Source organism: Solibacillus isronensis, from assembly GCF_900168685.1.
In the GTDB taxonomy this organism is placed as follows: domain Bacteria; phylum Bacillota; class Bacilli; order Bacillales_A; family Planococcaceae; genus Solibacillus; species Solibacillus isronensis_A.
This window is the reverse complement of the sequence record NZ_FVZN01000014.1, coordinates 1,740,847-1,763,993: the sequence shown is the minus strand read 5'-3', so window position 1 is coordinate 1,763,993 and position 23,147 is coordinate 1,740,847. Positions and strand designations below refer to the sequence as shown.

The window sequence follows — 23,147 nt, the reverse complement described above, 5'->3', positions numbered from 1 at the left end:
ATCTTTATTCAGCGGGTGTAGATCACGCCCGTTGAATAAAGATAAGCCCTGGTTGACGAAACAAATTGTCAGCTGCGGCATAATTGAATTTTTTGAAAGAAGGAAAACATATGGAAATCGATTTATCATTGATGTATATTGCGGTCATATTTGGGCTTGGGTTTATCGGCTCTTTTCTTTCCGGTATGCTTGGTGTCGGCGGTTCGATCATTAAATACCCGATGCTGCTTTATATTCCGCCATTGTTCGGTTTAGTCGCATTTACCGCGCATGAAGTTTCCGGAATCAGCGCCGTTCAAGTGCTGTTCGCCTCGATTGCAGGGGTTTGGGCATACCGGAAAAGCGGGTTACTGAACAAGGATCTCATTATATATATGGGTGCCGCGATTTTGGTCGGCAGCTTTATCGGCAGTTACGGTTCAGGGTTTTTATCTGAAGATGCCGTCAATATTGTGTACGGGCTACTCGCTGCCATTGCAGCCGTCATGATGCTGATCCCAAAGAAAACAGTAGAAGATACTACAGAAATTTCATTCAATAAAGCGTTGGCGAGTATACTTGCACTCATCGTTGGTATCGGATCAGGCATTGTCGGGGCAGCCGGCGGGTTTTTACTCGTACCGATTATGTTGACAGTGTTAAAAATTCCAACACGTATTACAATCGCGACAAGTTTGGCAATTACATTTATCTCATCAATCGGTGGCAGTGTCGGCAAAGTGATGACAGGCCAGGTCGACTATTGGCCGGCTTTCATTATGATCATTGCAAGTATCATCGCAGCTCCACTTGGTGCAAAAGTCGGTCAGAAAATGAATATTAAAATACTGCAATGGCTGCTTGCACTCATGATTGGTGCTACAGCTATTAAAATATGGATAGATATTTTACAATAATAAAAATGGTAAAGGGTGAAGCGGCAAGTTAAGCTTCACTCTTTTTTATTCCCTTCACAAAGGCTCAATACAATTTTACAAATCTAGCATTCTAGATTTACAAAGGAACTTTACAATGAAATCGAATTACAAATTAGCGGTTGCTTAGGAGGATATTTCATTGATGAAGAACAAGAAAAAATGGTTTACTTATGCACTTGCGGGGACAGTAGCAGTATCATCACTTTCGGTTATGCAGTTCAATTCAGAGGCTGAAGCAAAACAGGCAAAAAAGGAGCCGACAAATGTCATCATGCTCGTGATGGACGGTTCCAGCAATAACGCTGTATCGTTAGCCCGCTGGTACAAAGGTGAAAGTCTTGCAATGGATGAAATTTTAACAGGTGGTGTGACAACTCATTCAGCCGAATCAGCTATTACAGATTCGGCACCAGCTGGAACGGCACTTGCTACTGGCAATAAATCAAACAGCGGGTATGTAGGGGTATTGCCATCTGTAATTGATATGCCAGGTGTTAACGGGAATCCGAACGATGCATTTACACCAGTTGCCAATGTGTTGGAAGGGGCGAAACAACTTGGCAAAGCAACAGGAATTGTTTCTACTTCCGAAATTCAACATGCGACACCAGCAAGCTTTTCTTCACATGTAACTTCTCGCAGTAACTATGACGATATCGGTGAACAGCAAGTGTATCAAAATATGGATGTCATTCTTGGCGGTGGATATGATTACTTAAAATCAGAAAACCGAAACGATGGCGAAAATCTAGTTAGCGTGATTGAAGAGAAAGGATATGACCTCCTAACGACACGCGATGAGTTATTAACGACTAAATCCGATAAAATTTACGGAAGTTTTGCAGGCAGTTCAATGGCTTACGAACTAGATCGTACGAAAACAAATCCAAATGAGCCCTCATTGGCAGAAATGACGTCAACAGCGATTGATACGCTGAACAAAGATAAAGATGGTTTCTTCCTTATGATCGAAGGCAGTAAAATTGACTGGGCGGCCCATGCGAATGATCCAATCGGAATGGTGACGGATATTTTGTCATTCGATGATGCGGTAAATGAAGCGTTGAAATTTGCAAAGAAAGACAAAAATACGATGGTAATTGCAGTAACAGACCACGGCAACAGCGGGATTACGATTGGTAATGAAAACACGAACTCTACATATGACAAAATTAATATTTCCAATTATATTAATCCATTGAAGAAGGCAACGATGACAGTGGAAGGCGCACTAAGCCACTTAAAGGCGGATCGTTCAAATTTAGTTGAAGTCGCTAAACTATACGGACTTGATAATTTAACTGCAGAGGAAACGGCTGCCCTGAACGCAACAGAAACGAAGAAGCTTGCCGGTACACTCGTTAATCTTTTATCAAAGCGAGCGGATTTAGGATACACTACTGGTGGACATACAGGTGATGACGTATTCCTGTACTCTTATGGACCAAAACGTATTTCCGGACTAGTGGACAATACCGATTTAGCAAAAGAAATGGCCAACTTCATGGGGATTAAATTGGATAAATTAACAAAGGATCTTTACACGAACGCAGAAGAAGAGCTGAATGGTAAAGGAATGACGACTTCAATCGACCTATCGGATAAGGAAAACGCGGTACTTGTTGTGAAGAAAGGTTCGACTACGTTTGAAATCCCTGAAAATAAGGACATAATCATTAAAAAAACAACGAATAAATCAGGTAAAGTAACAACAACTGAAATTCAAACAAATACAATCAGTGTATACAATGAAAGTGGATTCTATATTTCCAAAGAAACGATTAAGAATTTGAAATAAATGCTAAACCATCCTCGCCAGCCCGTATGGTGAGGATTTTTTGTTTAAAGTAGTCAGGGCAGTTTTTTAAAGGTAATCAATCATTGGATGTCGAAACTAGAAAATAGTCTTAACATGGGGGGGTAAGGGAATGCACGTCGAAACTGAAAGATTATTAATACGGAAATTTAACATGAACGATTTACAGGCGGTATATGAATATACATCCGATGCCAATGTGATGAAATATATACCTAAAGGGGTTTTTACAGAAAAAATTGCAAAAGAATTTATCGAACAAAATATGGAGGATGATGCAGAAAAGTACGCGGTCATATTGAAAGGTGAAAACACTTTGATTGGGCATATGTTTTTCGGTAAATATTTTGGCGACCATACATATGAAATTGGCTGGGTATTCAATCCGAAATTTTATAATAAAGGCTATGCTACTGAAGCGGCTCACGCAATGTTACAATATGCCTTTGAAGAAATGAAGCTACATAGAGTGATCGCAACTTGCCAGCCGCAAAATCTGCCATCGTATCGTGTAATGGAGAAAATCGGCATGAGAAGGGAAGGCTATTTCAAAAAATGTATTCCAAACGGTGAAGAGTGGTGGGATGAATACTATTACGCGATATTGGGTGAAGAGTGGAAGTAAGCTGCATCAAAAAGGGAGAAAAAATTATGGCAGATCATACAACTAAGAGAAGAGTAATTTTGGATTTGGCAATCACTTTAGATGGATTGATTGAAGGAAAAAATGGTGAAATCGATTGGTGCATTATGGACCCGGAAATGAACTTTAATGACTTTTTGAATCATGTTGATACAATTTTTTACGGAAGAAAAAGCTACGACTTATGGGGACACTATATTCCTGAAGAAGGGGGCTCAGAAACCGAAAAAGAAATGTGGGATTTGGTTCATAGTAAACAGAAATATGTGTTTTCCAGAACTCAAAATGGAATCGGCAATGAAGCAATATTTATAAATGATAACATCCGTGAAGAAGTGATGAAATTAAAGAATACACCTGGAAAAGATATTTGGCTATATGGCGGAGCAAGCCTCATTACTACTTTTATCAATTTAGGGCTTGTTGATGAATTCAGATTATCCCTTCATCCAGTCGTATTGGGAGAAGGAAAACCGCTGTTTATCGATATTAAAGAGAGGTTAAATTTAAAAGTCGTGAATACAAGAACATTCACTTCTGGTGTTGTACAAATCATTTATCATTATGAGGGTAACTAATATCATTATAGAAGTGGTTCTGAAATGGTCCAAAAGGAGATTTACTATTGATCAAACAAATTGCAGCTATATTGTTGACCTTACTAATGATAACCGGTTGTAATAATAGCGATATGATACGAAATACAGAAATTGAAAAAAGACTGCATTCATCGATTATTATGGTATCCGATAATAGTATCAGCAAAACCTATCTAAACACATTTGACGATTTTGAATGGGACAAGGCGTTTTTAGTTCAGCCATATACGACACAGGCAGGTATAGAAGAACAGACCGGCGTTAAATTCACTGATCCAAGCAACATTGGTTCAAGAGATGATATTTATCTATTGGTTTTTGTCAAGGAGGATAAAGCTGTTCAGTATGCAGAAATTGAACGTTTACATACCACTTTTTCTTTAGGCGATAAAGAGTACCTTGAGCCTTCAGATGATGTAATCTATATTGAAAGATAATCCCAAAAAATGCATTTAAAATTATGTTGATAAATAGGTTGCTTTCCTAAAAGAAAGGGTATATGATTTACTACAGTTTTGGATAAATAAGAAGTGAATCTTCTTCAAAATTATGTAGTAAAGGAGTGTAGTAATGGAGATTGGTGTAAAAGCAAAAAAAGAAGTTAAACCTAGGCTTAAAATTAACAATGCGGATTTCTTCTGGTTTTTCTTTTTTGTTGCGCTACCCTTTATTTCTATAGTTTATTCGATTGCTGAATTGCTTTATAAGAATTGAATTCTCGTCATTCACCAAGCATTACTATACAAGGCATCTGCTAAGTGATTTTGAGATTAAATAAATATGACAAAAAGAACATTTTTCTGATATAAAGAAAGTGTTCTTTTTTTGAATTTACTTATTTTGACTATTAATGTATAATTATAAACTGTTATTTATATTTATTAGGGGGAGTGTTTATTTGAAAATTGAAATGAGTATTGACCCAGCAAAAGCGGTAAAAGTTATCCATCAAGCGTTCAAGCGTTATGAAACAGATCCACAACCTTCCAGTGCTTTAAATGAAACAGCAGACTCCATTAGTACTGAGATCAAACAAGGGACAGAAATGTTCGGGGTATACGATAACGATGAATTAATAGGACTCGTGAAATGTATTGTAAATAAGGAATTCATTTATTTCTCAAGATTGTCTGTGTTACCTAAAAATTAGGGGAAAGGCGTAGCAACTAACTTGGTGAAATACTTAGAAGACTACGCTGTACAAAATAATATATTTGTTTCAAAATGCAAAGTTCGAAAAAGTGAAAAGAATAATATTGCGCTATATTCAAAATTGGGATATAAGATCGTGAAAGAAGAAATCATTATTAATAAAAATGGTGATGAAATTCCAGCTGTTACTATGCAAAAGAACCTTAGACGGTATTAAGCGACTATTCTATATTTCCGGAATTTTTTCAGAACGTTTGAAATCATTGCTTCTCTTATAAAGCCATACGCAAAGAATAAACCAGCTATAGCCAAGTGACCAACCGGCTATTACATCTGAAGCGAAGTGACGTGCCTCAGTAATTCGGGAAATTCCAATTAGTAAAGCTAAGATAATAGCTGCAATCCAAACAATCAGTGATGATTTGTTTAATGTGTAAAGACGGTTTAGTGCATATGCTATCGTAAATATATACAATAAACCATGTACTGCATGTTCTGAAGGAAAACTAAATGTGGAGAATTGTTCCGCTATATCCGGACGCGGCCTCTCAATTAGGTGTTTTAATAGTTGATATAACCCGTATCCTCCACCTACACAAACAATAACAAACCCAATCAATTTATAGTCTTTTTTGTAAATCCAAATAAAGATACAAAGAATGATTGCGATGGTAAAAATAAAATTAGTTTCACCTATATGATGAAACATTGTAATGAATTTGTTTCCATACAATAATTCAAAAGCGCCTTTGTCAAAAGCTTGAATGAAAGCTGTTTCAAACGTTATCCATAAAAAACAGAATACAACGAAGGTAAAAATGCCTAAAATATATGGCCACTTTTTTATATTAGTTCCTCCTAACTAAGAAAATTTAGGATAATGCAAAGTAAATATAACTTATTATGGCTATATGCAAAGAAAAATACATTGAATTAAAAAGAACCCGATTCCGTTTATACGAAATCGAGTTTTATTTTTGAGTTCACCAATTTGAAGATGCTGCTAATGACTGCGAGCCGACTAATTGTTATACAATTCCTTATATAAAACATATTTTAACGCAGAAATTTCATCTTCTGACAGCGTACCTTCCATTTCAGAAACTACTTCATCGATACTAATTGAACCGTTTTGTGCCTGCTCCTGAATCGCTAGTAATCGATTAATGCCTACTTTTTTTATTAACAGACGAGTTGCTTCTTCCTTCGTTTGGAAGGGGAGAGAAGCGGGGTCCGTAGTTGCCGCTTCGTTTACAATTTCCTGTAGCTTCGGATCATTTGCAATATAGGATTTCACTTCTTCTTTATCTTCATCATTTAAATTAGCTTCTACTTGTTCGACGATTTTTTCGGAAGCGATATTTGTCCCAAAATGCCACACAGCATAACCAGCTGCTCCGAGTAAAACAAGAATAATTACAGCAACAGTTAAAAATTTCTTCATCAAATCACTCCTGACAATTTGAATATAGCACAACCTGTAAAAAACCACGAAGAAAAGATGTTTCCATAAGTTCATTCATTATATATTATTTGATAAATTTTCCCAACGCGATATTACATAACCTGTATTTGAAAAAAGGAAGATTAACTCCAATGATTTAGGGAAAGTTAAAAAATGTGAACAAAAATATAAAATAGACTTATAACTGGCAGGTTAGGAAAGTCTATCAAGGAGGTTCATCTATCATGGGAAAAACAGAGCGAACAGTTTCAGAATTGATGCTTGATCAATTGTATATGTTCGGAGTACGACGGATATATGGAGTAGTAGGTGATGCGACATTCGGACTGATCGATGCACTGGCAAAACAGGATAAAATTAAATACATTGCTGTCAAGCATGAGTCGACAGCTGCTTTTATGGCGTCTGCAGAAGCTAAACTGACTGGTGGTCTTGGCGTGTGTACTGCAACGATGGGACCAGGTGCAGCAAATCTTATAAATGGACTTGGTGATGCGCATGCAGACAGAGCGCCTGTACTTGCAATCACTGGTCAGGCCGAAAGTAGTAAAATCGGCACAGAATATCCGCAATATATTGACCAGCAGGAGCTTGTGAAGCCTTTTGCAGCTTATTCTGCAAATCTGGCTAACCCGGATGCGACGATTGAAGTTCTGCAAAAAGCAGTGCGAACATCTCTCGGACAAAGGGTTGTAACCCATATCTCGATACCAAAGGATATTATGATGATGCCTGCTAAAGGCGAGCCGCGTCGATTGCCGGATGTAATTGAAGGTACTTCCAGCTTTACTAATGAAAGTTTGAAACACGCAGCAGACATTATGAGAACAGCGAAGCGACCAATGATTCTAGCTGGTTTAGGTGCCACTTCTGTTTCAGCGGATTTGGAAAAACTGGCGGATTTATGGGGAGCCGGCATTCTAACAAGTTTAGGCGGAAAAGGTTTGTTTGATGAATCTTCACCGCTTGTTTTACAAGGGATTGGCGAAGGCGGGAATCCTTATGCTGCTGATGTATTTAAGCAGGCAGATGTAGTACTTCTTGCGGGCACGACTTGGTGGCCGGAAGGGTTTGTGCCAACGGATGCACGAATTATCCAGATCGATCGCCAATTAGATAAGTTTGTAAAAGAAATTCCGACAGAACTAGGAATCATGGGTAAAACAGAAGAAGTTATTCCAATTTTAACGGAGAGCCTGCAAGAATTCTCCCGCTCTGAGGACTGGGTGGCCCACTTACAGCAAGCAAAAGATAAATGGGCAGCGCAAAATGAAGAGGAGGGCAATACTCAAGGTTATCCTGTTCATCCTTCACGAATTATCCGTGCCATTGACCGAACAGTAGCACCGGATGCTATTCTCGCATTGGATACAGGAGATAATACAGTATGGACGAATCGTAACTTCAAACAAAAAGATCAATCTGTATTATTTTCCGGTTACTGGCGAACAATGGGCTTTGGTCTTCCAGCAGCAATGGCCGCCAAGCTCATCAAGCCAGAAAAACAAGTAGTGGCGATTGTAGGCGACGGAGGGCTTCAAATGGTGCTTGCAGATTTATTGACAGCAACTCGCTACGAACTTGATATTACGGTCGTTGTCTTAAATAATGAAAGTCTGCAAATGGAACGGGACAAGCTGAAAGTTGCGAAGAAAGAAGAAGTAGGAGTCGATTTAACCAACCCTGATTTTGTGAAATTGGCAGAAGCTTGCGGTTGGAAAGGATTACGACCTGCTTCAGATACCGAGCTGGAGTCTGTGATGGAAGAAGCACTCAATACGAAGGGTCCTACACTAGTGGATATCAGCACAGCACAAGTATTTTTCCCGGAAACACAATAAAAGATGAGCCAAAGATTTAATTGAAGAATAAAGTCTGAAACTGTTTAAAGTAAATCATACAGGGTATTCAAAAAAATGTAACAGTTTTTGTGAAGGAAAATCTGATAAGCAGTTTTAAACCTTACGGAAATTATCCTCGCAATGAATGTAATAACTATATAGGAGATGATTTTTGATGGGAAACCCAAACCTAAACGATCCACGAAAAAAATTTCATACGGAGAAATTCCCGGATCAAGAACAGAGTACTCCGGCGCTACAAAATGAAATGAGTCCTAAACCTGATTGTGGAGAAAAATCATATAAAGGGCATAGTCGTCTGGAAGGGCGAAATGCATTAATTACCGGTGGCGATTCCGGAATTGGTCGTGCTGCCGCGATTGCTTATGCACGCGAAGGAGCAAATGTCGCAATTCAGTTCTTCCCAGGTGAAGAAGAAGACGCAAATGAAGTAAAAGCATTAATCGAAGAAGCTGGTCAAAAAGCCTTGTTGCTACCATATGACTTGCGTGAAGATGGCGCGGCGACAGAAATGGTAAAAAAAGCGGTGGAAGCATTTGGAGGATTGGACACACTAATCCTGAATGCAGGACAGCAGATTGCACAAAAGAAACTAAGTGATTTAACAATCAAACAAGTAGAAGATACATTCAAAGTAAATGTTATCAGCATGTTTGAAGCTGTTAAAGCTGCTGAAGAACATTTGGAACCAGGAAGTGCGATTATTACGACGACATCGGTTCAATCGTACAATCCATCTACATTTTTAATGGACTATGCTTCTACAAAAGGTGCAATTAGCAACTTTACAGTAAACCTTTCTGCATACTTTGCTTCTAAAGGGGTACGTGTGAACGGAGTTGCGCCAGGCCCAATTTGGACACCGCTGCAGTTGGATAATGGACAACCGGATGGCAAAATCCCTGAATTTGGCCAAAATGCACCACTTGGTCGTGCAGGACAGCCGGCAGAGCTTGCCCCAGTATATGTCCTTCTAGCATCCGATGAAGGAAGCTATATTACCGGACAGATTTACGGGGTAACAGGCGGCGAAGCGATCGACTTATAATCCTGAAGGGCATCGGAATATCTCCTTCAAATAAATTGATATACCACTCAACAAAAACAGCAATCTCCTGAATAAACGGGAGGTTGCTGTTTTATTTTATTTCAATTTCCTTAACAATTGTTGGAAAATATACTTATAATAAAATTGCATGTTACAAACCAAATTTTACACCTTACATACAGCTTTTTACGTGTTAACGCCAATAAAAAATCCGTAAAAAAAGCGGTGTTATACTACAAATCAAGAGGGAGGACTTATGAAAATTCATTTACATATTGAGCAGCAGCTTTCGGAAATCGAAGTTCATGTGCATGCGCCAGAATACGATGAGCAAGTGGCACAGCTGCTGAAAAAGCTCAATCAAGCAACGAAAAATGATACAGTCCCGGGCTACATTGATGGGGATATTCATTTGATTAAAATGCAGGATGTGTACAGTATTTACAGCGAGCAAGGGAAAGTTTATATCCAGACGGATGAGCAGGAACTGGAAGTGAAACAAAAGCTTTATGAGCTGGAGGAACGATTTACAACACAGCTGATACGTGTCAATAAAGCGACACTTGTGCATTTCGAGAAAATTGCTTCGATCCAGTCGAAGGTGCTTGGCAACCCGCAACTTACGCTTGAAAATGGGGTCACGATTCCAATAAGCCGCAATTATTTTAAAGCGTTAAAAGAGGCATTCGGATTAGGGGGAAGTGGTAAGTGAAAAATTTAATACAAAGCATTTTAATAAGTTTATGTTCTTCCTATTTCATCATCATGCTCATTTCATTAAATTCGCCGAATGATTACTGGATGAGTGAGACGATTGTACATCAGTTTTTCTATGCAGTCATTTTAGGAATTGTCATTGCAGTCGCAAATCAACTGTATAAATTGGACTGGTCAATGTTCGTTGTACTTATATTGCATTATGCAATTACTGTAACGGCAGTCTTTATCATAGGGTATTATGGCAGCTGGTTTGATCTTAATAACGGTAAATCCATCTTTTTATTATACGCTCGAGCTTCGGTTATTTATCTCATCGTTTGGCTGTATTTTTATACCGATGAAAAGCGTGTAATACGAAAAATCAACAGTCAAATTCAACATCGGGGTGAGTAACATGCAAGTTTTGATTGATGTCCAACAATTAACAAAGAGATACCGGGAATTCGAAGCCGTAAAAGGGATTAGTTTTTCAGTGCAGAAAGGTGCGTTATTTGCATTTCTTGGAAATAATGGAGCGGGTAAATCTACTTCAATTGAAATGTTATGTACGCTTTTAGAGAAAACAAGCGGAAAGGTTTCAATCGATGGGCATACACTCGGTACACTGAAAGGCAATGAGGCGATCCGCCGAACGATAGGTATTGTTTTTCAGGAAAGTATTTTGGATCATCAATTGTCGGTGAAGGAAAATATCCTGCATCGTGGCCGTTTTTATCGTTTACCGAAGCCAATATTACAGGAGAATTATGATTTTGTGCAGCAGTATTTACAGCTTGCAGACATCGAGCATAAAAAATACGGTTCGCTTTCAGGCGGGCAGCGTCGTCGAGCAGATATTGCGCGGGCAATAATTCATAAGCCAAAGCTGTTATTTTTAGATGAGCCGACGACAGGACTCGATCCCTTAACACGTCAATTTGTTTGGGATACTATTGAGCGGTTGCGTAAGGAAATAGGCATGACCATATTTTTGACTACACATTATATGGAAGAGGCAGCACATGCAGATGATATTGTCATTATGAAAAATGGTGAAATTATTGCACAAGGTTCGCCGAATGAGTTAAAAGCGCTTTATGCGAAGGACTATTTGCAGTTTGTATTAAAGCCGACTGCTGCAATTGAAGAAGTTACAGCCTTTTTACCAGGGTTGCCTCAAAAGCAGCAAGACGGGTGGAAGGTTGAAGTGTCTTCTACAATTTCCACGATTCCGATTTTAGCACAACTCGAGCCATATATTGCATCATTTGAAGTAATTAAAGGTTCGCTTGACCAAGTATTTATTGAAACGAATGAAGCGGGGGAGGAAAACTAATATGCTGACGAGTTTAATTGTTCGCAATAATAAAATCTTCTTCCGGGACAGAATGCTCGTCTTTTTCTCGTTGCTGTCTGTCTTGATTTCAATCGGGTTATTTATTGTCTTTTTGCAGAAGCTGCAAATTGATGCCATTAGTCAGGTAATTGAAGTGACGCCTGCAGTTGAATTAGCTGTAAGTCAATGGATGATTGCCGGTATTTTAACAATGACAGCCATGACATCAACACTGGCAGTATTTGCGATATTCGTCGGTGATCAGGAATCAAAGCGTACAGCGGATTTTCTTGTAACATCCGCATCCCGGTTTTCAATTCAGATAAGCTATGTCATCAGCTCTGTCATGATCGGATTTATCATGACGTCTATTGCTTTTATTGTATGTGAAATATATTTATTGACGCTTGGTGCAGAGCTGCCGAGTATATGGAAGCTCTTGCAACTAGTCGGTGTCATTATGCTTGGCGTCTTGCTGAGTGCAATGATTAATTTAGTGATTGTACTTTTGGCGAAATCAGCAAAAGCATTTTCAACGGTAAATTCCCTGGTTGGTACACTAATTGGCTTCTTATGCGCAGTCTATGTTCCGATGGGGGTGCTGCCGAAAGCAATTCAAACAGTCATTCATTTATTTCCTGTCAGTCACGTCGCAGTATTGTTACGTCAACTTATGATGGAAGATTCTTTACGAACAGTGTTTGGAAATGCGGAAGAGGCAATGGATTCTTATATGTTAACTTACGGAGTTGTTTACGAAATAGGTGGCAGTATTTTAGGAGTGCAATCAAGTGTGTTATTTATTTGCAGTTCGATAGTTGGTATAGCTATTTTTGCAGCTGTTTTATTTCGCCTGCAGCATAAGTGAAGTCTATGGAAGGTATTAGTGTAAATCTAACTGAAGTAAGGCACCTTTGAAGAAGAGGGGAGAAAGGAAAATATATAGTTGAGATTGTAGGTAACTGTGGAGATAGCAGGGCTACATATGTAATTGCAATAGATATTGAATAAGAATCAATGGTATTCCACCGGGCCATGTTGTTGAATAAAAGCTTTTATGTAATATTACAATATTTCCCCACTAAAAACTGCTAATGTCGTATTGTTTTCTCTTTTACGGCATTAGAAGTTTTAATCTTTTAAGAGTTCATGCTAGTTTCGTTTTATTAAATCAATTTTTCATTAACTAAAGTGCCATAATACTTAACATCAAGATCTATATCGTTCTCAAACTTAGTTGCAAGTATAGACAATTTTTCAGTGTCCAACTCATTCATCAAAGAGTAGGTAGCTTGACTGACAGATTTTCTAACTTCATTGTTAGAATGATTAGAAAGTTTTATTAGTAATTCACTAAACCATTCAATACTAAAATCAATTTCAAAGGGTAATAAATCTATTGATTGAATAATATCTGAAATGTTATTTTCTTCAATTGCAATTAATAAACTTCCTTTTGAAACTTGAACAGTACCATCCGGATCAAATTCAACACTTTCTTCTGTATACAATTGATTTAAAAATTGTTTAAAAGAAGTAGCAATTGATAAAATTATATTCGATTCAGTGTCTATCAAAATAATAGGTGGATTTTTCTTGTGGATTCTATAATCAAATGCAAACCAAGAATGGCCATCACCACTAAATAATACAATATTTTCTGGTAATTCCCACTCCTGAATTAGCTCTGAGGAATCAAGAATACCAGTATCCTTACCAATTCCCATTATGTAATCGATATCAATTGTATTATCCTCTAATTTTTGGTTTGAGGGACAAGGGATAGAGTTATATTCAATATAACCTCCATTTTGCTCCTTGAGTAAATTTATATATGCTTCTGGAAGTTCCACATTTAATAGTTCTTCAGCCTCTTTAATCACATTATCATTTAGAGTATTCAATCTGTATATATCATCCCCAACATCCGTTCTCCAAAGTGTCAATTACATTTCCTCCCTTTTTCAAGTATCTACTATTTTTTTTATCTAAATGCTTTTAATCTTCAACTATTAGGTGCTCTTTTCCTGAATTAGAAAAGTGCTTTGTTCAATTATAGGGCCATATTCTTAAATAAGAAAATAGATTTCTTACTTAGAAGTGGATTTAAATCCGTTATATACAAAAATTGCTAATTGTTCGATAATAAATAAATGGCAAAATTTAATAAATATAGAGGTGTGTTCTTGTGATAAGACTTAATCAAAGTGATTTTGAAAATTTAAAAAGTACTTTAAGCAAAAGTAATATAATTTGTCCGACTTTTGCATATTCAATTTTGGATGGCTATATACAAGGGACAGTTTATGCAGACTCTAGATTTCCTAAGTCAGTTCTGATTGGAACAAATTCAGGTATTTATTTTGTGGGAGGAGAGGTAGATAACTTGAATTTCAATAATTTTCTCTTTGAACTATATAGGCATAGGAAAAATAATAAATTACGTTTCAGTTTATTTTCTACATCGGAAAAATGGAGTAGTGTAATAATGAGTCAGTTAAAAGATGAAATAAAGCAACTGAGCAGATTTTCTTTTGAACATAATTTTGATAAAGAAATAGATAGAAAAGTGGTACTATCTAGTGAATATTCTATAGAAAAAATAGACGCAGAAATAATAAATAAAAGCAGGGAATTTAATGAGGATTACTATAAAGAATATTGGGGGTCCACATCAAATTTTATTGAAATGGGTTTTGGATTCTGCATTCTACATAATGAAAAAGTAATTAGTGAATGTACTGCAATTTTTTCTTCTTTAGAATTTGCAGAGATTGATATTATTACTCACAAAGATTATAGAGGAAAAGGATTAGCAGGTATAATCGCAACCTCATTTATAAAATATTGCTTGAAAAAAAGTATCATTCCTAAATGGGACTGTGATGTATCAAATGATTCTTCTATAATATTAGCAGGGAAATTAGGGTTTGTTACTCCTATTAAATATTCAATTTTTGTATAGAAGCATAAATCTAATATCCTATTCAACAATAGGGCACGATCTTCATCAAGAAAATCGCGTATTTCTGTTATAGTGCCATATTGTTGAATAACATGAGTATTAGAAGTATTAACAATTAATAACCTAGAATTTTGCTACAATAACAAAGGTGTAGAAATTTTATTTACGGGGTTATAGAAAAATAATTGTATATTAGAATTACGAGAGGTTGAATATAAAATTGGAAAAACTAACAAAATACATTATCGCAATCGCAATGGTCATTTTAGCTATAAATAGTTTCTTTATATCTGCATATTTAAAGAATATTGTAGAATTAATTGCAGCTTTAGTTAATTCACACTGAAAAAATCTTACTTGGGGGATATAAACTCCCTCAATCGGCCGCTTTCCTTGAAAAAGGAAGGGGTCCTTTTTAGTTAAACGGCCATATTGTTGAATAAGACTAATGAGGATAAGAAATGTTATAAATGTTGCTACTTCCACCGCTTATGCCATATTTATAGATAACTGTATCATCAATCGTTCAAACGCAAAGGCACAAATGTTAATTTAATAACATTCGTGCCTTTGTGATGTATTTCAAGCCTTTAATTTGGGAACTTTTATTCTTAATTTCTCATTCCAATAAACCTACTAATTATTTTTAGGGAAAAATTTAATACAGCTATTTTCATTTTCATTTAAGAATCTTAAATCTTCAATCGTTACTTGCTGCGGGTTAATTCGAAATATGTTTTTAGAAGGCACTTTTTCACTGTGCCATATTGACCAAAATTCAACTAGGTTTTGTTCTTCAACATTTTCTTTAATATATTCAACAAGTTGGTTTAAAGAAGTTTTATTGCCTCTTACTTTGTAAATATTAGGCTTTTGAATTTGCCCTCCTGTCGCGATAGGAGGATTTTTTCTACAAGGAAGAACTTCAAACTGTTCCCCATAATGGTATTCTTCTAAAGTTATAACAGTCGGTAAGGGATTTTTTGAAGCAAAATAACGATAAAAGCTCATTATATTCCTCTTTCTAAATAATTTTTATTTAAAATAATATACCAAATACTGTAGCTTTTGAATAGTTACCAGACCGTCGTTTGGTAACGTTCCATAATGCGCCGTATTTATTTCATTACAAAATTATAATCCTGCTTATACAATAATCTGGTGCATTTTTGCAACAAGAAATGCGCTTTACTTAATGAATTGGTCCTTCAAGTTTTTTTCTTGGAGCAAGAGACATACCATCTTTAGAGGAGGTGTTATATGTCAAAAAGGATATTGATAACTGTCGGTATATTTATAGTAGGAATAACATCGTTTAATGTATTTAATATTCCTTTCCTATTTGATTCTTCCAGAGAAAAAATAGAAGAAAAAGAACCTTTAAACACTATAGAAGATTCTATAGTGAAAAAATTAATGGTAAAGCTCAATAAGAAATATGTAGGGGTAGACGTCAAAACGACTTCAAACAAAGAATTGGTCATACAAGTAGTAGGAGACGAAGAATATTTAAAGTCAGTACAAATAGACATGGAATTCATTGCAAAAGGTGTCATTAAAGATACTGAATTAGAAGATTATATAGTCGTTTTTAACAGATGGGATTGGATTGGTAATACAGATGAAATTATCAATAAAGATCACCAGTTAATACTTAAGACGTTAATGAAAGGCCTTAGGAATTATCAAATAGTTGATCATATAAGTATTGATACTCATCAATTTATTATCGTTCATACTTCAATAAAAGATTTGGATAAAAATGCACGTAAAGTTGCACTAGAAATTGAAGAGAAGGCGAATGAAATCTTACAATCAGGAAAATTGAATTCGATATCTAATATTGACTCTTATAAAATTAAAGTGAAAATGAATGGAGAAGTGATTAATTAGGATTCTTGATGCTAAGTGGGAATTTAGGTTGGATAAGTTTTTCATAATTCAACTATCGAGCGTGATTCTTCAATAAGAAGATCGCGTTTTTCTATTAGAGGGCCATATTGTAGAATAACCTAGCCAATATAGTTTTGTGGTAAAATTTTGAAGGGGTGTTTTTATGAAAAGAATAGTATTAGGTTTGATTACTTTGTTTTGTATAGCTTCACTAGTAGGGTGTAGTGAACAGGTCAAGGAGGTAGACGGTGAATTTTTATTAGGACAATTCGGTACTGATTGGAAAAAAGAAACTTTCTATATGGTTGCACCAATTGAATGGACAGGTAAATCACCGATAACACTAAAATCAATTGAATTCGTTAAAGATTATCCCGACTCGCTTACTACATACGAAGAAGATGGTATAAAGTATGAGATCTTCGGAGCAGAACCATCTAGGAAAACTGGATTATATGACGAATCGTATGGAAGAGAATTAAAAAACATAAACGGTTTAGAAATTAATGGCGAGGGGAAAATTGTTATAAAATTTTCGTTGGGTGATGTAAAAGTGGATAATGCACGGAGATTAAAAATTAAATTTGATAGTGTCGGAAAAGAAGTTGAAAAAATCGTTGTATGGAAAACACTTGAACTCTTAACAACCGAGACTCGTTAAAAAGAAAAATTGGTGAGCATTGTTGTAGCAGTGTTTACCGATAGTATGGAGCAAGAATTAAAAAGGCGGCAACCCGCTTATTTTTGGGGGCCGCTTTTTGGTCTTATTAAAGGATGATAATTAGAAAGAAATTAATTTTATTTCCTAATCTGTATATTCAACGCTAAATACATACGATACCTTACTTCCGTTATCCCATTCTGCAATAATCTCGTAAAAATAATTATCTTTTTCCGGCGGTATAATAATTTTATTATCTGAAATAGTTGAAGTCTCTTGCTTTTCGGTTTCATTGTATGTAATTACAGTAACTGAATCAGGGTTCTTCTCAATCTTCAGCAATAGCTCATCACCTTTTTTAACTGGAATGGCTTGATCAGCTTTTAAGGATTCGTAAATTGTTTCTGAATTTGGTTGTCTAATTACTAAATTATCCTCTATCCATTCATAATTGAGGTATTTCAATTCATACTTTTTGCCATCTGCTTTAATTTGTCCGGTAGGTGCTTTTTTTCCTTCGTCGGATTGACAAGCAACTAATAAAAAAAGAGTTGTTAACATCAAAAGGATTTTTTTCATCCTCTGTTCCTCCTATAAATCACAAATGTATATGGGTCACCATTTTATTTTGGATTTTAACAGAATCCGGCGATTAATTGACTTGCATAAAATCTCGTATAAAAGTTTGTTTTGAATATGCTATAAATCGTTTGTTTCACTTAAGAATTCGTTAACACAATTATACTTAACTAATCCAAGTCATTTTCACTTCTTTGGCTTTCCATTTATTATCTTTATAATGAACTTTAACTTCTACTCCAATTGCCCCTAAACCAGAACGATACTTAGAACCCTCAAATAAAATTTTATTATTGAACTTAAAATCAACTTTTTCTATTTTAAGTAGTACGCCATCCAAACGCATCAGATCTGAATTATATAATCCCTTTTCTTCCAGTTGTTCAAAAGTAGCTTCCATTACTTCAACTTTATATTTTTCTTTAAAGTAATTTAAAATTTCTTTTTTATCACTTTCATCTGCTTCCTCAAAATTACTCATGTCAATGGCTATATACTGCATATCACTATTTAATCCCTCATCCTCTTTCATTATTGAGTCCAATGCAACACTATAGATTTCTCCCAAATGTTCCTTTGGCTCTATGCCAGTATTACAAGCAGAAAGTAAACCCACTAGTATAAAAAGTACAAAGTAATATTTTATCCTCAAATTATCCATCCTCATTCAAATTCGAAATTTTAATCGTTAAAACCAAACGCTTATATGCTATATTTCGATAATACAATATGAATTCCTTTAAATAACCTTATCAAAGCGACGTTTGGTAAAATTATTAAGGCATTTTTAGCTCAATTTGTTTAAAACAAATTGTGTTTTTTAGTAAATAAATGCAATATTATTTTTGTTAGTAACGTCTTATATATAGAATTTAAAGGTAGGGGGCGTTAAAAATGGTTAATAAGGAGGTATCGTATAAACAATGTTCCAATAAAAAATCTGTAAACGCTGCTGCAACATCGTTTACAGATTTTCCTTTTTTCTCCAAACTTTCATTTAGTAACGTTTAGGCAATTTGTTTTGTATAGCTTATAAGTCCTGATTGTACTAAATCCTCCATTAGTTGAAGAAGAAAAGTTAGACATATTAACAATCGCGTCTATGAATTAAATATTTGTTACCTTGTTCATTCTAAAAAAAATTCAAAACGTAAGGGTAAATGTATTTTAAAGTTAGAATAAAAAGAGCAATGAGGCCTATTGTGGATATTAAAAACACCCAAACTTTTTTTATCCTTAACTGTACAAAAGCAGATACCAACACAAGAATATTAAAAATCACAATCATTGAAACCCAAACCCAATAAGTTTGATTTGGGTCTGGTGCAGCAATGCTAAATGCTGGGGCTAAACCAATAAGAGTTACTAATATGAATATCAATCCGTGTACCAAATATACTGCTGGTTTAAACAATTAAATCACCTTCCTCTCCAGTCTTGTTCGTTAGTTAAACAATCTTTTCAGGTGGACCATTTTATAATATAGACATAAATTGTAAGTCGGAAGTTCCCAAGCATTTTTTGGGAACGCTCAAAGTGGGTAAGTTTGTTAAAATTTATAAGGGATATCTAGTTATTAACTTTATATAAAAAATTATTAGGAGTGGATAAAATTGTTGGATAAATTAAAAGATACAATTCGCTCAAAGGAATTAATTTGTACTGGTTGTGGTAAAAAAATCGAAGAAGGTCAACGTTTTACCGCTACCTTAACAATGCCTTCTGAAAAAGATATGTTAGTATCTCGCTTAGATAATGCAATTGCAAGAACTGCTGAAAGTGTATTGTGTGAAGGATGTAAATAAGGGCTATATAAATTAGTTATCTGAAGGTTAAACAAAATCTTCAACAATCTGGCCCGATTCTTCAATAAGAAGATCGCGTTTTTTCCATTATAGGGCCATATTGTTGAATAACAGTCATTTTTGTTACCACAATGCTTTAAAGATGTAAAAGGGTCGCCCAGAGCAAACGGTTTGTACAATTCATAGTGACCCTCATTGTTATGATACTTGGTTTAAGGTCGCTGTTAATTTGGATAATATTAGTGATTAATCTTCTTATCTCCATAAAAAAATTTGAATAAATTTGAAACTAATTTTCATTTTTTCCGTCTGTACAGCGTTGTACAGCAGGATAGGTATGTCAATCATAAGACGATGTACAGAACTATAAACAAACTTAAAATGAAATAAGTGTTATAGGAGATGAAGGAAAATGAAGAAGACATTAATTACAGCAGGGTTAGCAACAGGTTTATTTTTTACTAGCATGATGGGTACAGGTGCAGATACAAGCGCTAGTTCAGTACATTACAAAGATGTTAAGACATCAGATAACTTCTACTTAGCAGTAGAAAGCTTAATAGAACAAAAAGCTATTAGTAGAACTAATGACAGTTTTAGACCATACGAGAATGTAACACGAGGTCAAGCTTCTAGTATAATAGCAAAAGTTTTAAAACTTGATATCGAAAATGTTAAAGACCCTAAATTTAAGGACGTTCCAAAAGACCACCAATTCTATAAATATATTGCCGCATTAGAGAATGCAGGACTTGTAAAAGGAAAAGGCAACGGTTTATTCGGCATTAACGACCCATTAACTCGTGGTCAAATGTCGTCAATCTTAGTAAAAGGATTTGAAATTCCATTAATCGGTATTCAAGATGTAGGATTTAATGGATTTGCTGATGCTACATATTATATGGGTGGCGGCGATAATAGTGTCGTTGAGAATGGTGATGTTTGGCTTAGTTTTGGTGGTCAATTCAGTCAAGCGATTGAAACAATGAATTATTATGGATTTGTTTCTGGATATAAAACAGGATATAAACATGAATACTTTGATATGGAGAAAGTGTATTTTAAACAAGGAGAAGCGCTTAAACGTTCTCAGTTAGCACTGATGATTAACAGTATGCAAAAAGGAACTCAATATGAGTATTTGTACTTCAAAGACTTTGGCATAACTAATAGAAGTGTCACTATTGGAGCAGGTGGAAGATGGGTGGATGACAAGGCTGTAATTGATGATCCTACTATTATCTCTATTAAGGAAATTTCTAACTATGAAAAAGAAGGATTACTTAAAGGGTCTGCTTTTGCAGGAATAATAAACAATGTATATGCTATTCTTGAGCCTAAAAAAGTTGGTAAGACTTTTGCAAAATTTGATAATGGTGGAACTGGTAAGGAAAAGGTTTTAGAAATTACGGTAACAGGATCAAAGGGTAACTTTGAAGTTTCTTATAAGGATGTAACGCCAGAAAAATAAGAAAATAATAGAAATACAATGGGATGCTTGTCATCCCATTTTTGTTCTTACTGATGAACATAAGACCTTTTTCTTATTATATAAATTTATTTACGGAATACTTTTTTTCATAATTTTGTATTATGCTTATAAGTATTTAGCAAAGACATATAAGTAATAAAAAACTACTTCGTGGGCTTGATTTATAAAATGTAATATATATAGGGGATTTATCTTTTAATGAGAGAAAAAGATGTTAGTACGTATGAGAAATGACTTGAGATTATGCCTTTATGTTAAAATAAGTATATTATTTTAGTATGGAGGGGAAAAATGAAATTCTTTAAAAAGATGTCTACCTTTGAATATAGTAATTGGAAAAAAGGAGCTATCCTTGGTTTTTTCACTTATATGCTGCTATTATTTATAAATTATACATATTTTTTAATATATGAAATTGAACCTATTACTTCGGGTCTGATTTTTTGGACTGGATTAATAATTGCTTTTGGATACGAGTTTATACTAAATTTAATGACTAGAATAAAGTCAAATAACGTTTCCAAATGTGAAGTGACCCCTAAAAGTTAGACACGGTAATTTCAGGCAGCCATTTGGGCATGAGTTCGATATTGTATCGGGCTCATACCTTTTAATTTTGCCTTAATCCGTTTGGTATTGTAGTAGTTGATATATTTTTCTAGTTCTCTTTTGAATTGCTCGATATTTTCAAATTCCTTTAAATAGAGAAATTCAGATTTCATGATGCCAAAGAAATTCTCCATCACGGAGTTATCGTAACAGTTACCTTTACGAGACATACTTTGCACAATGCCTCTTGTTTCAAGACTGTGTCGATATTGTTTCATTTGATAATGCCAGCCTTGATCGGAATGCATTAATAGCTGGTGGTCTTCTGGTAAGCATTCTAACGCCTTTTCTAACATGTCTGAAACAAGGGAAAAGGTCGGCCTTGAACCAATTGTATAGGTAATAATTTCACCATTAAATAGATCTAAAACAGGTGATAAATAAAGCTTTTCTCCGAATAATTTAAACTCTGTAATATCGGTTACCCATTTTTCATTTGGAGCCTCTGCCGTAAAATTACGATTTAAAATATTTGGCGCAATTTTACCGACTGTGCCTTTATACGATTTATATTTTTTCATACGTACTAAGCACTTTAAACCTAGCTCTTTCATGATGCGTTGAACCTTCTTATGATTCACTTTTTGCCCACGATTCGCTAACTCATCACGAATACGACGATAACCATAACGACCTTCATGTTCATCGTAAATCGCTTGAATTTCGACCTTTAAATCAGCGTTCAGATCGGGTCGATTCATCTTCTTCACTATATCGTAGTACGTACTGCGTTTAATTTCTGCGAATGCCACAAGTGCTTTCACCGAATATTTATGCCTTAATTCACAAATGACTTTTACTTTGTCTTTCGTGGTGATTTTTCTTTGGCTTGAACTAAGGCATTCAACTTTTTTAAATACTCGTTTTCCATTTCAAGCTGTTTAATGCGAGCTTGGAGTGCTTGAGTAGAGCCTTCTACTGGTGTTTTCTTAGATTGTTTAGCCGTTTCTTTTTTCATGGATAGACGCCCCTTTTTCTTTGGCTGAAGGGCATCCTTTCCTTGTGCTTCGAATTGTTTTTTCCAATTTCGTATCGTTGAAGCAGCCGCTATTTTAAAAATAGCAGCGGTTTCGTATAAGGACGTACCGTGTTCAGTCATGTAGTTAAGTACGTCTAGTTTAAACTGCTTCGTGTAATTTGTATATCGTTTTACAAAGGCCTCTACACCGTTATGTTCATATTGTTTCACCCAAGTTAATAGGTAACGATGGGATACCCCTATATCAGCCGCTACTTTCCTTGAACTTTCTTTTCCATTTACATATCTTTGAACCGCTGCTAATTTTTCTTCTGCACTCATTTTAGCCATAAAAAAACGGCACCTCCTTGTTAGATGTGTCTAACAAATGGGGTGCAGTTCAATGAAAGTTTGGGGATACTTTAAATCAATCTTCAACAATCTGGCGCGGTTCTGAAACAAGAATCTGCGCCAATTTTCATTAAACAATTATAATCCTATGATACCTCTCATTATAATTATTGAATCTGAGTTAGGTTACTATAACAAATATTATAATAATTCCTTAAGAACTCAAGTTTTTTTGTGTAAATTATTATTGCCTCTATATTAATAATCAGGAAAACAGGGTATATGCTAGGTGTAGCA

25 protein-coding genes and 1 pseudogene are annotated in these 23,147 nt (G+C 35.3%); 19 read left to right on the top strand and 7 right to left on the bottom strand.

From position 1 onward, the window contains the following. The first annotated feature begins 110 nt into the window (after positions 1-110). From B5473_RS17455 to B5473_RS20995, 8 genes and pseudogenes are all read left to right on the top strand, one after another. Positions 111-896, top strand: coding sequence for a sulfite exporter TauE/SafE family protein (locus B5473_RS17455; protein WP_079527481.1), 786 nt, complete (start codon positions 111-113; stop codon positions 894-896). A gap of 163 nt (positions 897-1,059) precedes the next feature. Continuing rightward, a complete protein-coding gene (locus B5473_RS17450; protein ID WP_079527479.1) occupies positions 1,060-2,715 on the top strand; it encodes an alkaline phosphatase in 1,656 nt (551 codons plus the stop codon). 130 nt (positions 2,716-2,845) lie between these two features. Continuing rightward, positions 2,846-3,358 (top strand): GNAT family N-acetyltransferase, encoded by a 513-nt coding sequence (locus B5473_RS17445; RefSeq protein ID WP_079527477.1) that lies wholly within the window; start codon positions 2,846-2,848, stop codon positions 3,356-3,358. A 26-nt stretch (positions 3,359-3,384) separates the two neighbouring features. After that, positions 3,385-3,954: a dihydrofolate reductase family protein gene (locus B5473_RS17440; RefSeq protein WP_079527475.1), complete on the top strand. Its 570-nt coding sequence runs from the start codon at positions 3,385-3,387 to the stop codon at positions 3,952-3,954. A gap of 47 nt (positions 3,955-4,001) precedes the next feature. Next, positions 4,002-4,412, top strand: a complete 411-nt coding sequence (locus B5473_RS17435; protein WP_079527473.1) for a hypothetical protein — start codon at positions 4,002-4,004, stop codon at positions 4,410-4,412. Positions 4,413-4,545: 133 nt separating this feature from the next. Further along, complete coding sequence (locus B5473_RS20740) at positions 4,546-4,689, top strand: hypothetical protein (RefSeq protein WP_176142102.1); 144 nt, start codon at positions 4,546-4,548, stop codon at positions 4,687-4,689. A gap of 196 nt (positions 4,690-4,885) precedes the next feature. After that, positions 4,886-5,125 (top strand): hypothetical protein, encoded by a 240-nt coding sequence (locus B5473_RS21000; RefSeq protein ID WP_254865364.1) that lies wholly within the window; start codon positions 4,886-4,888, stop codon positions 5,123-5,125. Between the two features lie 12 nt (positions 5,126-5,137). Continuing rightward, a pseudogene (locus B5473_RS20995) lies at positions 5,138-5,344 on the top strand (GNAT family N-acetyltransferase); the annotation flags it as partial. 9 nt (positions 5,345-5,353) lie between these two features. On the opposite strand, the gene B5473_RS17425 reads toward B5473_RS20995, so the two are convergent. Together B5473_RS17425 and B5473_RS17420 are read right to left on the bottom strand one after the other, a co-directional pair. Next, positions 5,354-5,836, bottom strand: coding sequence for a phosphatase PAP2 family protein (locus B5473_RS17425; protein WP_139377764.1), 483 nt, complete (start codon positions 5,834-5,836; stop codon positions 5,354-5,356). A gap of 312 nt (positions 5,837-6,148) precedes the next feature. Next, positions 6,149-6,571, bottom strand: a complete 423-nt coding sequence (locus B5473_RS17420) for a hypothetical protein (RefSeq protein ID WP_079527469.1) — start codon at positions 6,569-6,571, stop codon at positions 6,149-6,151. 245 nt (positions 6,572-6,816) lie between these two features. Here B5473_RS17420 and B5473_RS17415 point away from each other — a divergent pair, with 245 nt between their 5' ends. The 6 genes from B5473_RS17415 to B5473_RS17390 all read left to right on the top strand — a co-directional run bounded on the left by B5473_RS17415 (position 6,817) and on the right by B5473_RS17390 (position 12,405). After that, positions 6,817-8,433 (top strand): thiamine pyrophosphate-binding protein, encoded by a 1,617-nt coding sequence (locus tag B5473_RS17415; protein WP_079527467.1) that lies wholly within the window; start codon positions 6,817-6,819, stop codon positions 8,431-8,433. 175 nt (positions 8,434-8,608) lie between these two features. Further along, positions 8,609-9,502: an SDR family oxidoreductase gene (locus tag B5473_RS17410; protein WP_079527465.1), complete on the top strand. Its 894-nt coding sequence runs from the start codon at positions 8,609-8,611 to the stop codon at positions 9,500-9,502. Positions 9,503-9,758: 256 nt separating this feature from the next. After that, positions 9,759-10,214, top strand: coding sequence for a LytTR family DNA-binding domain-containing protein (locus B5473_RS17405; RefSeq protein WP_079527463.1), 456 nt, complete (start codon positions 9,759-9,761; stop codon positions 10,212-10,214). Continuing rightward, a complete protein-coding gene (locus B5473_RS17400; RefSeq protein WP_079527461.1) occupies positions 10,211-10,615 on the top strand; it encodes a DUF3021 domain-containing protein in 405 nt (134 codons plus the stop codon). Before B5473_RS17405 ends, B5473_RS17400 begins: the two co-directional genes overlap by 4 nt. Position 10,616: 1 nt before the next feature. Next, positions 10,617-11,537, top strand: coding sequence for an ABC transporter ATP-binding protein (locus B5473_RS17395; protein ID WP_079527459.1), 921 nt, complete (start codon positions 10,617-10,619; stop codon positions 11,535-11,537). A 1-nt stretch (position 11,538) separates the two neighbouring features. After that, positions 11,539-12,405, top strand: coding sequence for an ABC transporter permease (locus B5473_RS17390; RefSeq protein ID WP_079527457.1), 867 nt, complete (start codon positions 11,539-11,541; stop codon positions 12,403-12,405). A gap of 298 nt (positions 12,406-12,703) precedes the next feature. On the opposite strand, the gene B5473_RS17385 is transcribed toward B5473_RS17390, so the two are convergent. Then, positions 12,704-13,483, bottom strand: coding sequence for an SMI1/KNR4 family protein (locus B5473_RS17385; RefSeq protein ID WP_079527455.1), 780 nt, complete (start codon positions 13,481-13,483; stop codon positions 12,704-12,706). A gap of 242 nt (positions 13,484-13,725) precedes the next feature. Here B5473_RS17385 and B5473_RS17380 point away from each other — a divergent pair, with 242 nt between their 5' ends. Continuing rightward, positions 13,726-14,502, top strand: a complete 777-nt coding sequence (locus tag B5473_RS17380; protein WP_079527453.1) for a GNAT family N-acetyltransferase — start codon at positions 13,726-13,728, stop codon at positions 14,500-14,502. A gap of 636 nt (positions 14,503-15,138) precedes the next feature. Here the strand turns inward: B5473_RS17380 and B5473_RS17370 are convergent. Then, a complete protein-coding gene (locus B5473_RS17370; RefSeq protein WP_079527450.1) occupies positions 15,139-15,513 on the bottom strand; it encodes a hypothetical protein in 375 nt (124 codons plus the stop codon). A 249-nt stretch (positions 15,514-15,762) separates the two neighbouring features. Between B5473_RS17370 and B5473_RS17365 the strand changes: the two genes are divergently transcribed. Both B5473_RS17365 and B5473_RS17360 read left to right on the top strand, forming a co-directional pair. Next, entirely contained in the window at positions 15,763-16,395 is a 633-nt protein-coding gene (locus B5473_RS17365; protein ID WP_079527448.1) for a hypothetical protein, read from the top strand. 163 nt (positions 16,396-16,558) lie between these two features. Then, complete coding sequence (locus B5473_RS17360; protein ID WP_079527447.1) at positions 16,559-17,056, top strand: hypothetical protein; 498 nt, start codon at positions 16,559-16,561, stop codon at positions 17,054-17,056. 144 nt (positions 17,057-17,200) lie between these two features. Here the strand turns inward: B5473_RS17360 and B5473_RS17355 are convergent, their stop codons facing one another. Beyond that, the gene (locus B5473_RS17355; RefSeq protein ID WP_079527445.1) at positions 17,201-17,635 is read right to left on the bottom strand and encodes a hypothetical protein; all 435 of its coding nucleotides are present in this window, start codon (positions 17,633-17,635) and stop codon (positions 17,201-17,203) included. Positions 17,636-17,801: 166 nt separating this feature from the next. Beyond that, a complete protein-coding gene (locus tag B5473_RS17350) occupies positions 17,802-18,251 on the bottom strand; it encodes a peptide ABC transporter substrate-binding protein (protein WP_254865363.1) in 450 nt (149 codons plus the stop codon). Positions 18,252-19,248: 997 nt separating this feature from the next. On the opposite strand from B5473_RS17350, the gene B5473_RS17340 reads away from it, so the two are divergent. Together B5473_RS17340 and B5473_RS17335 are read left to right on the top strand one after the other, a co-directional pair. Continuing rightward, positions 19,249-19,440 (top strand): hypothetical protein, encoded by a 192-nt coding sequence (locus B5473_RS17340; protein ID WP_079527439.1) that lies wholly within the window; start codon positions 19,249-19,251, stop codon positions 19,438-19,440. 412 nt (positions 19,441-19,852) lie between these two features. After that, positions 19,853-20,911, top strand: a complete 1,059-nt coding sequence (locus B5473_RS17335; RefSeq protein ID WP_079527437.1) for an S-layer homology domain-containing protein — start codon at positions 19,853-19,855, stop codon at positions 20,909-20,911. Positions 20,912-21,492: 581 nt separating this feature from the next. Here B5473_RS17335 and B5473_RS17325 read toward each other — a convergent pair. Continuing rightward, positions 21,493-22,850 (bottom strand): IS3 family transposase gene (locus tag B5473_RS17325; RefSeq protein WP_139377713.1). Its coding sequence is split into 2 segments (ribosomal slippage): positions 21,493-22,397 and positions 22,397-22,850, totalling 1,359 coding nucleotides; the frame shifts between segments, so codons are not numbered across the junction. Between the last annotated feature and the right edge of the window lie 297 nt (positions 22,851-23,147).

Coding starts and splice junctions, on each gene's coding strand:
- B5473_RS17455 (WP_079527481.1), top strand. CDS start 111: ATGGAAATCGATTTATCATTGATGTATATTGCGGTCATATTTGGGCTT.
- B5473_RS17450 (WP_079527479.1), top strand. CDS start 1,060: ATGAAGAACAAGAAAAAATGGTTTACTTATGCACTTGCGGGGACAGTA.
- B5473_RS17445 (WP_079527477.1), top strand. CDS start 2,846: ATGCACGTCGAAACTGAAAGATTATTAATACGGAAATTTAACATGAAC.
- B5473_RS17440 (WP_079527475.1), top strand. CDS start 3,385: ATGGCAGATCATACAACTAAGAGAAGAGTAATTTTGGATTTGGCAATC.
- B5473_RS20740 (WP_176142102.1), top strand. CDS start 4,546: ATGGAGATTGGTGTAAAAGCAAAAAAAGAAGTTAAACCTAGGCTTAAA.
- B5473_RS21000 (WP_254865364.1), top strand. CDS start 4,886: ATGAGTATTGACCCAGCAAAAGCGGTAAAAGTTATCCATCAAGCGTTC.
- B5473_RS17425 (WP_139377764.1), bottom strand. CDS start 5,836: ATGTTTCATCATATAGGTGAAACTAATTTTATTTTTACCATCGCAATC.
- B5473_RS17420 (WP_079527469.1), bottom strand. CDS start 6,571: ATGAAGAAATTTTTAACTGTTGCTGTAATTATTCTTGTTTTACTCGGA.
- B5473_RS17415 (WP_079527467.1), top strand. CDS start 6,817: ATGGGAAAAACAGAGCGAACAGTTTCAGAATTGATGCTTGATCAATTG.
- B5473_RS17410 (WP_079527465.1), top strand. CDS start 8,609: ATGGGAAACCCAAACCTAAACGATCCACGAAAAAAATTTCATACGGAG.
- B5473_RS17405 (WP_079527463.1), top strand. CDS start 9,759: ATGAAAATTCATTTACATATTGAGCAGCAGCTTTCGGAAATCGAAGTT.
- B5473_RS17395 (WP_079527459.1), top strand. CDS start 10,617: ATGCAAGTTTTGATTGATGTCCAACAATTAACAAAGAGATACCGGGAA.
- B5473_RS17390 (WP_079527457.1), top strand. CDS start 11,539: ATGCTGACGAGTTTAATTGTTCGCAATAATAAAATCTTCTTCCGGGAC.
- B5473_RS17370 (WP_079527450.1), bottom strand. CDS start 15,513: ATGAGCTTTTATCGTTATTTTGCTTCAAAAAATCCCTTACCGACTGTT.
- B5473_RS17365 (WP_079527448.1), top strand. CDS start 15,763: ATGTCAAAAAGGATATTGATAACTGTCGGTATATTTATAGTAGGAATA.
- B5473_RS17360 (WP_079527447.1), top strand. CDS start 16,559: ATGAAAAGAATAGTATTAGGTTTGATTACTTTGTTTTGTATAGCTTCA.
- B5473_RS17355 (WP_079527445.1), bottom strand. CDS start 17,635: ATGAAAAAAATCCTTTTGATGTTAACAACTCTTTTTTTATTAGTTGCT.
- B5473_RS17335 (WP_079527437.1), top strand. CDS start 19,853: ATGAAGAAGACATTAATTACAGCAGGGTTAGCAACAGGTTTATTTTTT.